Genomic DNA, 14,659 nt, shown 5'->3' on the forward strand with positions numbered 1-14,659 from the left:
CGATTACAAAGTGTACCACGTTGCCCAAAGCCTAAAAACAAAGGTTGCCCCAAGGCCAAAAATGATATGGGCACCCACAAGCTGAATTAGAAACAATTGCAATTCTATTTTGGGCGGAGCGCTATGAAACCGTATCATGGTCAACCAACCCAACACACCAAATAGCCCCAATATACATCCAAGAACAATGGCCAACCACCATGTAGGGTGGTTTTCCGTTGAACAGAAATAGGCCGCCATGGCCCCTGCAAAAAGAAAGCCCGTTAAATAGTGGAATATCCAGCCCCAAATACTATCCTCTGCAACTTCAATGTCTAAGCGTTTGGAACGGTCCAAGAATTTATTAAGAAGTTTGGGCTCGCCAAGTTCAGCATCGCACAATTGCCCCACCAAATAACTGAAAGCAGTCATCAAAGTAGTACCAACAAGCCCTGCTAAAAGAATTTTTGATAACTCCATTTGGGTAGGTTTAAAGTATCCAAAGAAAGGTAATCAATTCAAAATTAGTTAATTCAAATAAACAAAAATCTTTCGCAATCGAATATTCGGGCAGGTCTCTATCTTTTTAACACCTCGGTTTCCCTATAATTCCTGCATAACTTCGGAAAAAAGTCGGAATGAATTTATTCTATCTTGCTGATTATAGATATGTGAGACCGCAATAATCTCGTTTACGCCCGTCTGTTTTATAAATTCCTCTGTTTTCTCCTTTACCGTAGCTTTACTTCCCACAAAAGCATACTTCAACATTCGCTGAAAAGCAGGGTCTACGGAAATCTGTTTAAGCTCTGCCGTCATTTTCACCGGCGGTTGCATATAATCTATCTTTCCTGTCATCACGCCCAACATTAAACGCAACATAGAAGTAGAAATGGTACCTGCCTCCTGATCGGTTTCTGCTGCTACAACATTTACACCCGCCATGGTATACGGCTCGTTCAGGTATTTTGAAGGCTGAAAATTATTATAATAAATGTGCAGGGCCTCTTGGAGCTGACTAGGAGCAAAGTGACTTGCGAACACATACGGAAGCCCTTCTTTTGCCGCTAAATGGGCACTATCCGTACTGGAACCTAAAATATAGATGGGCACCTCTACGCCTTCGGCAATGGGAACCCTAACTTTGGCATTTTGGTTCTCTTTTGAAAAATACTGCTGAATGTTATGCATTTCTTCAGGAAAACGATACACGGCCTGCATTCTATCCGGACGAATGGCATTTGCCGTTACCTGATCCGTGCCAGGAGCTCTACCCAACCCTAAATCTATCCGATCAGGATATAATGACGCCAAGGTACCAAACTGCTCAGCTATGAGCAGAGATGAATGGTTGGGCAACATAATACCCCCGGACCCAACACGTATTTTTTTGGTTCCTCCGGCAATATGCCCCATAAGTACTGTAGTTGCAGAACTGGCAATGCTTAACATGTTATGGTGTTCGGCCAACCAAAAACGGTTGTATCCAAACTCCTCGGCCTTTTGTGCCAATTCAAGACTATTATCAAAAACTTCCTTAGGCTTAAAACCGGCTCCAACGGTTGCCAATTCTAATATGGAATATGGTATCTTCTTATCTATCATCTTCATTACGATATACGTTCAAAATTGTGGAATAAACCCCTCTTAAAACCTACAAACGCCAGACTATAAAACTTCAAACCAATGTAGTCTAGCGGTTTGCAAAAAGTTAGTTATAAGAGGAACATATAAGTCGATACAAAGGTGGTAAACTTACAGCGTAAATAACAGTATGCCCGTTGTAAATCCCAACCAAAAATTAACCCAAAAAAATAAATTTAAACCTGAAGCGGAAGACCCTTTCGGCTGGATTCGTAGATTTTCTCCAAAACCGAAATATTAGGAATATAATTAGAAACATCCGTTTCAAAAGGCGCTCCAGATTGGAGGTTTGCAATAAAATGTTGTTGGGTAGCAAAGACACAATCGCCTGCAAAGTTCTGTTTCTTCAAGGTATACTGGTGTGGCCGTTCTTTCTCGCCTAAAAGTTGAACCGTAATCTTACCGTCATCATAAAGTCGTAAACTACCTTTGTCCCCTTCAATAAGTACGGCACCAAAAGTTAACCTTGGATCTTCGGAAGTGTTTTCATTGTACCTATTGGCATCCAAAAAACCCAAGCCTCCTTTCGCAAAATCAAAATTTACCCAAGCAAAATCTTCGCCTTTAATATTGTTGTTAAGCGTTCTGAGTTTAGCGTATACCTGTGTGATTTCTCCTGCCAAGTATCTGAACACGTCTATAAAGTGAATTCCTGTTTCATAGATAAGCAAACGCTCCATTTCCCTAAAATAGGGCTGTCTATTCATATAGGCATCGGTCTGCCAACCGTCTCCCATTCTCATTCGCAAATTTATGGTGTGTAATTTGGAACCAATTGTTCCTGCGTCCAAAAGCTTTTTGAGTTCCCGGTGCCAAGGTTGAAACCTGAAATTTTCGTGTACCATCATCCTAACCTCCGAACCTGCAATAAGCGCTTCAATCTCTTGGGCTTCTTCTAAAGTAGGTGCCAAAGGTTTTTGACAAATGATATGAATGTTACGTGCTGCGGCTAACTTACAAAGCTCTAAATGACTTTCGGGAGGTGTAATAATATCTACAAAGTCCGGCTTTTCATTCCGGAACATTTCCTCAACGCTAGAATAGGCCTGCTTAAAACCATAGGTGTCAGCTATATCCTCCGCTCGTTCTTTCACCGAATCGCAAATACCAACAATATCAACCGCATCAATTCTTTTCCAAGCTTCAAAATGAAACTGGCTAAAATAGCCAGCACCTATACAAACTCCCTTTAATTTTGCCATGCTCCCTATTTAATATGTACTAAAATGCCTTTGAGGTTTCATATTGAACCACATTACAATTGCAATAGTATTCAATACTGCGCCCACTACAAAGAACGGCGTGGTAGATTCCGTCCAGGACTGCAGGTATGGAAACGCCAATGCAGTCAAAAACGCTCCAATATTTCCGGCCATGTTCATTGTACCGGATACGGCTCCGGAATGTTCTTTTCCAATATCTACACAAAAGGCCCAAGAAGATGGCAATGTCATATCGGCACCAAAAATAGCCAGACTTAAAAATAGGATTGCGCCTTCAACAGTATCCATATAAATACTTCCAATAAGTCCTACAGCGGCTAGAAAGAACCCAATTGATGCCGGAACAATACGGGACATGTCCCAGTTCCCCTTTTTATAAATACGATCACTAAGGGCCCCGGAAGTCCAATTTCCAAAAGCACCAAAGACCAAAGGTATTGCTGTATATATGCCAGCTTCCATAGTATTTAGGCCGTACTCACTCTTAACATGAGGAAACAGCCATGTAAGGGCAAAGAAAAAGGTAAAATTGCTGCAAAAGTATTGCCCCATGGCCAACCATATATTTTTGGATTTTAACAGGTCTCCCATGTTAATTTTTTCGGCCTTTACTTTAGTATTTTGTTGTTGTCTTGTTGATAGGATAAATTCCTTTTCTTTATCCGAAACATGGGGATGTTCTTCCGGCATATCCCTAAAAAACACATACCAAGCAACGGCCCAAAGTACCCCTATAACACCTAAAATAACAAAGGAAACCCTCCATCCAAAATCATCTATCATCCAAGCTACTACGGGAAGTGCAAATGCCGCACCCAACCTAGAACCCGAAAAGTTAATACCGGTTACAAGACCTCTTTCCTGCAGGGGAATCCACGTATAAATAGCTCGGGACATACCTGGAAAGGCACCGGCCTCTCCCGCCCCAAAAAGAAAGCGGACAATCAGAAGTGATATCAAGTTAAACGCTGCTCCCGTTAAAGCCGTAAAAACGGACCATATAGCTACAATTGCGGAAAGTACTTTACGCGGTCCCAAAGAATCTGACAGCATACCGGCCGGAGTTTGAAAAAGGGCATACCCTAGAGAAAAAGCCGCCAGGACCCAACCCATTTGTTTATCACTCAAGTCCAACATTGCAGAAATGGGCTCCTTGGCCACAGAAATACAGACACGATCCACATAAAGAAGCAAGGCCAGCAGAAATGTACCTGCCACCATAAAATACCTTTTAGGAAAATAGCCTTGTGTCTTCATATTTTTTATTTCAATAAGGAAATCAGTTCGTGTAAAGCTGTCTCGTCACCAACATTACCAGGAAATACGATGTAAGGCATATCGGGAAATTTTGCCTCGTTACCCAGTTGCCAAACAGGCACCCCTTTTAGCACTTGCCCCATGACATTCGCACGGCGTACATTAAGCCCCTTTGTAGCTACATCACTAGAGGTAATTCCGCCCTTGGCAAGAATATATTTTGGGCGTACCATTACCTTTTTTACAATGGAAATAAGTGCATTGGAAACCCGATTTACAATTTCAAGGCTTTCCTTTTTTGTAGCTCCTTTTATCACTTTTCTACTTGTAAATACCACCACATCCTCTCCGGTCTTGAGGTAATCGTTTGCTTTTTGGACCAGTTGAACCAGCTCGTTGCAAAAAACTTCAATATTGGAAATATGGGAAACATCCAATTCTAGAAAAAAAGCATTACTTCTCTCCTTTAAATACGCCAACTGTGCAGTGGTTTTTGGCACATAGGAACCAATTACGACCAGTGCCCCATTGGAGGACGTATCCTTTAAGATTTCATTTTTTGTCAGACATGGCTTTAGGGCAATACCCGAAATGGCGTTAACAAAAGAAGCCGCCGTCCTGAAAACCAATGCGTCCTTACTTTTTAAAATGGCCAGCGCCAAGGCCTGCAAATCGGCATAACACGTTGCGTTCGCTATGATATGGGTCGTTTTTGGTTGTTCTATTATCGATTTTATTTCTTCGGAAGTGGCATTTCTAAGCGTTTGAACAGACACACTTGCAATCTGTGATTTGTTGACCCTCCTTTCAGATTTTTCTACAATCCAATCTTTTAAATTGGATGCTGAATAACCAAAAGTATTGTCTGCTGCAAAAGGGGTTTTTGCGGCAGGTACAAACTCATTTCTTTCCTTTACATAATGAACATCGTCATACGTATAGCGTCCGCCTTCAAAAAAAGCAGGGGCCAAAATATGTTTTATTTTGCTTAGGCCCATTCCTTTTACCAAGGCATCAACTTCATTGGGGTAATGCCCCCTTAATGTAGAATCGCTTCGGCTAATGACAAGGAGTTCCTTTTGATGTTTATTGGCTAATTTTTGTAGTCGCAAACCTATCAGTTCCCCCAATGCGTCGGCTTCACCTACCTGAAGACTTCGTGAGTTGGTGAGTATAAAAAAAATAGGACTCGCCAAAAATTCGTTTTCCAAAATCTCTTCGGTCCATTCAGTAATAACTGGAACATCGTGCACGGTTTGGGTGCCCGTTGGATCATCATCTAAAACCACAATGGATTTAGGGTTTTGAGCAAGCTCTGACCGTATATCCTTCTCATAGCCCAAAAGCGTAACCCCTTCTTCAATAGATTTTAAAAGTGCTGGATGCGACATGAAGTTCAATTTTCTATTGCAACGATACGCGCGGGTGCACCATCGCCATTTTCAACCTTTAAAGGTAGTGCCACAAGGGTCACTTTTGGTTGAGAAAGTGCTTCTAAATTAGTAAGTCCTTCAACTATAACAATATCGTTTTTCATTAAGATGGTATGCACCTCCGTAACCTCCTTGATATTGTTGACATCTGCTACGGAAGGAGGTTCCACTCCAAGTATATTTACCTTTTTTTCACCCAACCAATGGGCAAGCTCGGTGCTGATTCTAGGTAAGGCATCACGGTACTCTTCCGTGCCCAACTTTTTGCTCCAACCCGTATGTAAGAGCAAACTTTGTCCTTCCTCTACTTTTTCCGCAATAGTGCCCAAATGTGCTACGGTAATAGATTCTTTAGGTTTGATATGCGTAAGGTTAATCACCCAAGCTTCAGAAATAAAACGAGCGACCGGTAATTGATCTATAGTCTGATCATTGACCTCAAAATGTACCGGAGCATCCATATGGGTGCCGCTATGCGAATACAAATGTAAAGTTGTTGCGTTCCAACCATCTTTGTCCAATGTTTTGGCCTGGTCTATAGAAACGCCCTTTACACCGGATACAATGGGTAAAGTGAGGTCAATGATTTTCCTACCTATCATTCTAATTTATATAGTTGATAATTTTGTTGCGTTTATAAACTGAACTACGCTTTCTGCAACTTCTGACGTAGTAGCCGTTCCACGAAGATCTTTGGTTAAATTACCTTTCGCGGTCGTAGCCTCTATACCGGCCATAATTTCCTTTGCCGCCTCGGTCTCTCCTAAATGATCCAACATAATAGCGGCGGACCATATTTGACCAATTGGATTAGCAATATTCTGCCCTGCAATATCCGGTGCTGAACCGTGAATAGGCTCGAACATAGAAGGAAAATCTTTCTCTGGGTTAATATTTCCACTACCTCCAAGACCTAAACTTCCCATAACGGCACCACCAAGATCGGATAAAATATCGCCAAAGAGGTTTGTAGTCAAAATAACGTCAAAAATCTCTGGGCGCAATACAAAACTTGCCGAAGCATTGTCTATGTACATTTTGTTATATTCCACATCCGGATACTCCTCTGCAACCTCTGCAATTACCCTATCCCAATAGGCCAAGCTATTGATCAATGTATTTGATTTGGTAACATTAGTAACCTTGCTTCTTCTCTTACGCGCCAATTTAAATGAATAATGTGCGATACGCTCAATACCGAATCTAGTAAAAATACTGGTATCCATAGCCATACCACCGGGCTTATCCCCATGCATTATTTTTCCACTCTGCACGAACTCGCCTTCATTATTTTCGCGAACGACTACAAAGTCTATATCTTTTTCGGTTTTATAGCGAAGCGGACTTTCTACACCTGGAAACAATTTTACAGGTCTGTAGTTTACGTATTGTTCAAAAGAAGTTCTTACGCGAAAGGTGTAATCTCTAGCTGGCAACGTATCGTCTACCTCTGGCAGACCTACTGCTCCAAAAAATATAGCATCGAATTTTTTTAAGGTTTCAAGAGCGTCATCTGACATGAACTTGCCATGCTCCTTAAAATATCCTGCTCCAAAAGGAAATTCCTCTTTATCTAGTTCAAAGCCATATTTAGTGGCTACCGCATCCAGCACGGAAACACCGGCAGGAACGATTTCGGCCCCTATTCCGTCGCCATTAACTACGGCGATTTTGTACGTTTTTCCCATTTCTAATCTTTTTCTAATTGTAGTTCAAATGCTTTTGCGCAAATATTGCGCAAAATGGCATTTACATTGATAATTGTGTTGAATTTTGAGCAAATATATATAAATCAATCGAAAATTAACCAGTATTGTGTGTTTTTAATCATAATTGATTGTGCAAATTTTTGTATTTTGTTACAAAATATTCACAAGGCTATATAAGACCAATTTTACATTAGCACCTTAATTCTAGCTTTAAAAATAGTTTTCAGCTAAAAAAATCGCTTGACTTAAGAAGAGAAAAAACGAAAAACAATCCTTTTCACTTAAAGAAAGCACCTATCTAATCATCTCAACCAAACTTCTTCTATTCTCAAAGCATTACAAACATTGTAAATTCAATCATCAAATTTATGCGCAATAAATTGCACATAAATTATTAGTATTTTTTTGTTATATAACTAAATATTTTATAGTATTGTTACAATTATTGCAATAATAATCCTATCATATAACAATAACTCAATTAACGCGCAACGTTTGCGCAAATTGTAAAATTATGAATTTGTTGATGCTTTCAAATTCTAATACAACCTGAAAAATCAACATCAAACAATGAAATATTAATTAAGATTACCACACTACACCAATTAACACCTCAAGACTATGATAACCATCTCGTTTACGATTTACATTTCACGGGCACTATGCATACTGTCGCTTCTATTCGGCATTTGCACATTTGCCCAAGACGACCAAATTTCCGGTACCGTATTCTCATCCGATGGCTTTCCACTACCCGGAGCCAACGTAATACAAAAAGGAACCACTAATGGGGTAGTAACCGATTTTGATGGAAAATTCTCCCTCACCCTCCAACCAGACTCGGATATTCTTGAAATATCCTATATAGGCTTTGAACCACAAGAAGTAGAGATTGGAACACAGCGCTCCATAAGCATAACACTTATAGAAAATCTTGAAAATCTTGATGAAGTAATTGTTACTGGCTACGGCTCGCAGAAAAAAGTAGATGTAACGGGCTCCATTTCTACCATCAAATCAAAAGAACTAACCACAGTGCCCACTCCTACCATAGCACAGTCCGTAGCAGGAAGGGCCACCGGCGTGTTTGTACAAACTAAAAACGCACAACCGGGTGACTATGATGGTGTTTCATACAATATAAGAGGTTTTGGTGAGGCCCTGCTTATAATTGACGGGATGCCAGCCTCCAATGAGGAGTTTCTTTTGTTGGACCCAAATGATATAGAAGAGTTTAATGTACTTAAAGATGCCGCAACCGCTGCCGTATATGGTGCAAGAGCAGGTAACGGTGTTATTCTTGTAACAACTAAGCGAGGTAAAATACAAGATGCCAAATTTAGCTATACGGCCAATTTTGGCTGGCAACAATTAACTATGTTACCACACGCCGTATCTTCTTGGGAAAATGCACAATTTGAAAATGTAGCGCGTCAAAACGCAGGTTTAGATCCTTTATGGAGTAATGAAGATATTAACAAATTTATAGCAGGCAATGATCCTGAGTACCCAAATACAGATTGGTGGGATTTAACCTTAAGGGATTATGCACCGCAATCTCAACACAACATTAATGTTAGGGGAGGAACTGAGAAAATCAAATATTTCGTTTCTGGCGGGTACTATTCTCAGAAAGGTATTTATCGTTCTGATGATTTAGAGAACAAAAAGTATAACTTAAGGTCCAACCTAGATATAAAACTTACCGATAATCTGGATTTAGGTGTTGGTATTTCTCTTTTAGAAAACGACTATGTAGGTCCTAGTTGGGATATGGCAAATAGAAATGGCCACCTTGGGGTAATGATGTTACTCTATCGTTCTAGACCACAATTTCCAGGAGAATATCCCGACCCTACCAAATTTCCCGCTATGGGAAATGATGACCTGAACCCCGTATCTGCAACGAAAATAAGCGATGTAGGATATCTAAAGTGGAATCAGTTGACCGCAGACACCAAATTAAATCTAACATATAAATTACCTCTTGGTTTTACCGCCAAGGCCAATTTCAATTACAATAGAGTTTCAAGACGAGACAAAAGAAAAGAGAATATAGCCCCTGCATACTGGTTCGATTATGATGCAGAGGGAAATATTGTATATCACAATCATAGAAACTTTAATAACTACAATTGGCTCTACGAGAAAAGTCAAGTTTCAAAAAACATCAACCAGCAATATATGCTCAGTTGGAACAAGGAGTTTGGAAATCACAGAATTAATGCCCTTGGCGTATATGAGCATTTGTCCAGCGAAGGAGATTTTATAGACGCTCAACGAATCCGTTATGAGTTTGACCTAGACTATCTCTTTGCCGGACCAGATTTAGACAAATCAAACAATGGTCGCGGCTGGCAAGACGGTCGTATTGGACAGATATTTAGTATGGATTATAGTTATAAAGAAAAATATCTATTAGGGTTTAACATACGTAGAGATGGTTCCCCTAAATTTCCTGCAGACACAAGATGGGGAACTTTCCCCTCCATATCCGGAGGTTGGCGAATTTCACAAGAAAATTTTATTAAAGAAAAGCTCCCCTTCATAAATAGCTTAAAATTGCGTGCTTCATGGGGTAAGCTAGGTTATGACAATACTGGGGATTACCAATACCTATCCACATATTCCATACAACCCGCACAGGTAATGGTAGATGGTGTTGTACGCTCAGGTATCAATGCCGACAATGTACCCAATTATAATATTACATGGGAAAAAATGACCACTACCAATATAGGTTTGGACTACGGCCTGTTTAATAATAAAATTTCAGGTGCAATAGATGCCTTTTATCGTAAAAGAAGTGACGTATTAGGAGACAGACAGGTTTCATTGCCAGATATAGTTGGCGCTACCCTTCCAAAGGAAAATATTGAAGAATATAGCAATAGGGGTATAGAAATGTCTTTACAATATGCCACAACGTTTGGAGAAATACGGTTTAGTCTGGGTGGTAATGTTTCTTACTCACGAGAGAAAATTGAATATATAGACCAACCCGAATATGCTTCACAGGAAGATTTTAGAAGAAACAACAAAATAGGTCAATGGTCAGATACCAGTTGGGGCTATAAAGCAGATGGCGTTTTTACCTCTCAGGAAGAGATAGACAATTGGGCCATAATTGATGGTAGAAATAATGCTACCGTTAATGTAGGCGATATTAAATTAATAGATTACAACGGAGATGGTGTGATAAATTCACAAGACAATGTTATTATTGGCAGGGGCACTTCTCCGGATATTATATTCGGTATCAATAATTCTATATCATGGAAGGGCTTAGATTTTAACATGTTATGGCAAGGAGCTGGTTTGTACGATATTCACTATGGTGCGAGTGCTGATCTAAGTGAACCATTTAGAGGAGGGAATGCCCCATTTGCCGAAATGTACAATGAATCTTATATTCCACAGAATGAATGGGGAATGCCAGCAAATACCGATTCTCACCCGACCTTTCCAAGGTTCTATTGGCCAGGATACCAAACCCATAACACGAATGCTAATTCTAGTTTTTGGTACAAAAAAGGAAATTATATTCGGTTAAAATCTATTGAGTTAGGGTATAACTTACCTAAAAAATTCATAAATAAGTTTGGAGTAGACAATCTCAAAATCTTTTATTCAGGATATAATGTACTCACTTTCTCTGCCCTAGATTTTTATGATCCAGAGCTTCAAAATACTAACGGAGGAAACAACGCCGCCCTAAACTATCCTTCTACATCTACATATAGTCTTGGATTGATTCTAGATTTCTAATTCTAAAAAACATACAATGAAAAATAACATATTTATAATAGGAATTATTACCCTCATAACAGGAATCTATAGTTGTGACAATGATGTTCTTGACCGTAAGCCCCTCGATAAAATTTCAGACGAAGAGGTATGGCAAAGCGAATCTTTAATGCAAGGTTATGTTATTGACCTTTATAGTAGGTTTCCTTCTTTTGCCTATGAAGACTATTTTGAGTATTCTGACGAAGGCACTGGCAGTAGTGGAAATAGTAACGCTATTACTCAAGGTAACATGTCCAAAGGCAATGTACCCGATGATCTTGAATATTGGGATTATGAGTATATCAGAGATTGCAATATTTTTCTTGCAAATGTGTCGGAAGCTCCAATTACAGATGAGGTAAAGGCCCAATTAGAAGGTGAGGTAACTACAATGCGGGCAGTAGCCTATTTTGAAATGGCCAAACGCTATGGAGGAGTTCCCATTGTTTCAGATGTAATAGACCCCTTTGGGGAAATTGCCGAAGAGCTTAAGAGACGAAATACCGAAGTTGAGGTATATGATTTTGTAGATGCTGAGCTTACTCGCGCAGTTGGACTACTTGAAACTAGTGAAAGCCAAAACCCCACTGCTCGCATAAACAAATGGGCCGCCCTTGCCTTTCAAGCTAGAGCCAACTTATGGGCCGCTTCCATAGCAAAATATGGACAAGTACAACTTAACGGTATTGTTGGTGTGCCCGAAACCAGAGCCAATGAATTTTTTCAAAAAGCAGCTACAGCGGCAAATACCGTTTTAACTTCAGGTCCATATGAACTTTACAATGGCAAAGAAGACAAAGCGCAAAATTATCAATACATATTCTTAGAAGAAGGCAATAGTGAAATAATGTTCGCCAAAGAGTATAACGGCGTTGAGGTAAGGCATGACTGGGACCACTGGAAAGCACCCGCACGCTTTGCTAGCGGACAAGGTGCTAGATGCAACCCTACACTTGACTTTATCCTTAAATATGAAAATGTGGATGGGTCAACAACGGATTATAGTCAATTTTTCAATGAAAATAATCTATATTCTGATGGATGGGACCTTTTTAAAGAAAAAGACCCACGCTTAAAAGCAACAGTTCTTTTTCAAGGATCCTTCTTTGTAGATGATGAAATTCAAACCTATGAAGGTATTGATACCGGAGCCACCCCGAACTCCTCCAATATTGTGAATAACCCTAGCCTAAGTTTTGAGGGTGTTAAGCAAGTGGGTGTCGATTCTAGGTTAGTGGTAGGAGACGACAAAACAACCAACTCAGGTTTCTTGATACGCAAATGGTGCGATGAACCCAACTTACCCGTACCTGCCAATCAAAGTCAGGTAGATTGGACAATTTTAAGATTGGCAGAGGTCTTCCTTACGAAAGCAGAAGCGGAATTCCAGCTTGGAAATACTACTGAGGCCGTTACGGCGCTCAATGCCACCAGAGAGAGAGCTGGGATAAGTTTAATAGATGAGACCACTATTTCCTTGGAAAAAATACAGACCGAGTGGATGGCAGAGTTTGCCTTCGAGAATAAGCGTTTTTGGGATTTAAGACGTTGGCGTATTGCCGATGAAGTGTTGAACAATCAATTTAATGGTTTAAGGATTATTTGGCATTACAGTTCTGATCAATATTATTTCCTACCATTATTAGCAGAAACCTTCAATCGTGTTTTTAGACAAGAACATTACTACCTACCCATAACAAATGAAATGCTAAATAACAACCCATTGCTAGAACAAAACCCATTGTATTAATCAAAAAATGGAAAAGATGAAAACGACCAATATAAAACTTATTTTATTGACATGCATGGCTACAATCATTTTTAGCTGTGAAGACGAAGTGACTGATTTTGGGTTTAATGGAGCTATTTCGGGCATGGTTAGCGATAATGACGGCACAGCATTATTCGGAGATTTAAACAGTAACAACCTTGTCGTTTACCTCCTAGGTGAAGGCGATGAGCAGCCCACACAGATACGGGTCAATGGGGAAGGATCTTATCAAAATTCAAAAATGTACCCTAAAGCCCATAAAGTTTGGCTAGAAGGTCCAATAGTGGCTTCCGATACAGTTTCCGTGGACTTTAGCTCTCAAGAAATAGTAGAAAAATCATTTATAGTTACCCCTTTGATTTCCCCTAAAATTTCATTGGCTACCGCGCAAGGACAGGCGATATCTGTAGATTATGATATTTTATCAAATCAAGGAAATACTATTACAAAAATGGAAATCTACTGCAGCACCGTAAAATACCCGACAGCAGCAACTGGGTCTAGAACAAATATATATTTTACAAAAACCGTAGAGCTTGAACAGCTGTCCGGTACTGTACTCATAGACGGACTGGAGTCAGGTGAAGAATACTATTTAAGGATTGGTGCTCAGGCCGAAACTGCTTCTGTCATGAACTACAGTAATCAAATGACTGTTACTACCAATTAGATAAAAAACAACAAGAACCACACTTATGAAAATACACATTCTTCTATCGCTACTAATTGTACTTAGCTCTTCCGTTTCTTTTGCCACCGAGCCTCTACCAAACAAAAAAACAGGAAAAACGGTTATTACCATAGAGAAAGATAAATTTTATATTAATGGAGAACCAACCTATAAGGGGCGCACATGGCAAGGCCATAGTATTGAAGGTCTTTTAATGAATTCAAGAATGGTGCAAGGTGTTTTTGACGATTTAAACCCTGAAACCGTAAATCGATGGAAATACCCTGACACCCAAAAATGGGATGCTAATCGTAATACAAATGAGTTCTTATCGGCTATGGATAGCTGGTATGCCAAAGGCCTATTGGCATTTAATATAAATTTTCAAGGCGGTAGCCCCGAGGGATACTCAAAAGTACAACCTTGGGAAAATAATGCCTTTGAAGCGGATGGTAGTTTACGCCCTGCGTTCGTTAAAAGAATGGCCCGTATTATTGAAAGAGCAGATGATTTAGGTATGGTGGTCAATCTTAGTTTATTTTATTTTGGACAAGATGAACGTTTAAAAGATGAACAAGCCGTAATTTCAGCGGTGGACAATGCCGTAGCATGGATTATGAACAAAGGCTATACCAATATTATATTGGAAGTAGCCAATGAAAGCAACAATCAATCTTATCAGCATACCATTATAGGGGAACATCGTATTCATGAACTGATTTCTAGAGTAAAAAAGAATGCCCCTTCACTATTAGTCTCCACAAGTTTTAATGGAAACACGCTACCACCGGATAAAGTTGTTGAGGTATCTGATTATGTATTGATTCACGGAAACGGAGTAAGTAACCCAGCTCGTATTACAGAAATGGTGAGCCAAGTACGTGCATTACCCTCCTATCGCCCTATGCCGATAGTCTTCAATGAAGACGACCATTTTGATTTTGATAAACCATCCAACAATTTTGTCGAAGCTGTAAAGGCATATGCGTCTTGGGGTTATTTTGATTTTAGAATGAAAGACGAAGGTTTTGATGATGGATACCAATCCGTACCCGTAAACTGGGAAATAAGCTCACCCCGCAAAAAGGCCTTCTTTGATAAACTACAAGAAATTACCGGAGGAGTGCAATAAATTCAACTTTAAAAAAATAAATCAAAGTAACTTCATCAACCTATTAACTCAC

Annotated in this window: 11 protein-coding genes; 4 read left to right on the forward strand and 7 right to left on the reverse strand. The window is 39.7% G+C overall.

Features of this window, described 5'->3' with window-relative positions:
* Positions 1-3: 3 nt before the first annotated feature.
* From SJY45_RS12895 to SJY45_RS12925, 7 genes are all read right to left on the reverse strand, one after another.
* Positions 4-459: a hypothetical protein gene (locus SJY45_RS12895; RefSeq protein WP_289037663.1), complete on the reverse strand. Its 456-nt coding sequence runs from the start codon at positions 457-459 to the stop codon at positions 4-6.
* 123 nt (positions 460-582) lie between these two features.
* Positions 583-1,584: an LLM class flavin-dependent oxidoreductase gene (locus tag SJY45_RS12900; protein ID WP_400074352.1), complete on the reverse strand. Its 1,002-nt coding sequence runs from the start codon at positions 1,582-1,584 to the stop codon at positions 583-585.
* Positions 1,585-1,799: 215 nt separating this feature from the next.
* Entirely contained in the window at positions 1,800-2,825 is a 1,026-nt protein-coding gene (locus tag SJY45_RS12905; protein WP_400071191.1) for a Gfo/Idh/MocA family protein, read from the reverse strand.
* 9 nt (positions 2,826-2,834) lie between these two features.
* The gene (locus SJY45_RS12910; protein WP_400071193.1) at positions 2,835-4,103 is read right to left on the reverse strand and encodes an MFS transporter; all 1,269 of its coding nucleotides are present in this window, start codon (positions 4,101-4,103) and stop codon (positions 2,835-2,837) included.
* A gap of 5 nt (positions 4,104-4,108) precedes the next feature.
* The gene (locus tag SJY45_RS12915) at positions 4,109-5,494 is read right to left on the reverse strand and encodes a four-carbon acid sugar kinase family protein (protein ID WP_400071195.1); all 1,386 of its coding nucleotides are present in this window, start codon (positions 5,492-5,494) and stop codon (positions 4,109-4,111) included.
* Between the two features lie 5 nt (positions 5,495-5,499).
* Complete coding sequence (locus tag SJY45_RS12920) at positions 5,500-6,138, reverse strand: cyclase family protein (protein WP_400071197.1); 639 nt, start codon at positions 6,136-6,138, stop codon at positions 5,500-5,502.
* Positions 6,139-6,144: 6 nt separating this feature from the next.
* Positions 6,145-7,224 carry a tartrate dehydrogenase gene (locus tag SJY45_RS12925; RefSeq protein ID WP_215913494.1) on the reverse strand — a complete coding sequence of 360 codons (1,080 nt, stop codon included), beginning with the start codon at positions 7,222-7,224 and terminating at the stop codon, positions 6,145-6,147.
* A gap of 642 nt (positions 7,225-7,866) precedes the next feature.
* Here SJY45_RS12925 and SJY45_RS12930 point away from each other — a divergent pair.
* From SJY45_RS12930 to SJY45_RS12945, 4 genes are read left to right on the forward strand one after another with little or no spacing between them, the layout of a single operon-like run.
* Entirely contained in the window at positions 7,867-11,013 is a 3,147-nt protein-coding gene (locus tag SJY45_RS12930) for a SusC/RagA family TonB-linked outer membrane protein (RefSeq protein WP_400071199.1), read from the forward strand.
* Positions 11,014-11,029: 16 nt separating this feature from the next.
* Positions 11,030-12,784: a RagB/SusD family nutrient uptake outer membrane protein gene (locus tag SJY45_RS12935; protein ID WP_400071201.1), complete on the forward strand. Its 1,755-nt coding sequence runs from the start codon at positions 11,030-11,032 to the stop codon at positions 12,782-12,784.
* A 16-nt stretch (positions 12,785-12,800) separates the two neighbouring features.
* Positions 12,801-13,475, forward strand: coding sequence for a hypothetical protein (locus SJY45_RS12940; RefSeq protein ID WP_400071203.1), 675 nt, complete (start codon positions 12,801-12,803; stop codon positions 13,473-13,475).
* 25 nt (positions 13,476-13,500) lie between these two features.
* Positions 13,501-14,607 carry a hypothetical protein gene (locus tag SJY45_RS12945; protein WP_400071205.1) on the forward strand — a complete coding sequence of 369 codons (1,107 nt, stop codon included), beginning with the start codon at positions 13,501-13,503 and terminating at the stop codon, positions 14,605-14,607.
* The last annotated feature ends 52 nt before the right edge of the window (positions 14,608-14,659 follow it).

The organism is Zobellia russellii, assembly GCF_044597075.1.
In the GTDB taxonomy this organism is placed as follows: domain Bacteria; phylum Bacteroidota; class Bacteroidia; order Flavobacteriales; family Flavobacteriaceae; genus Zobellia; species Zobellia russellii.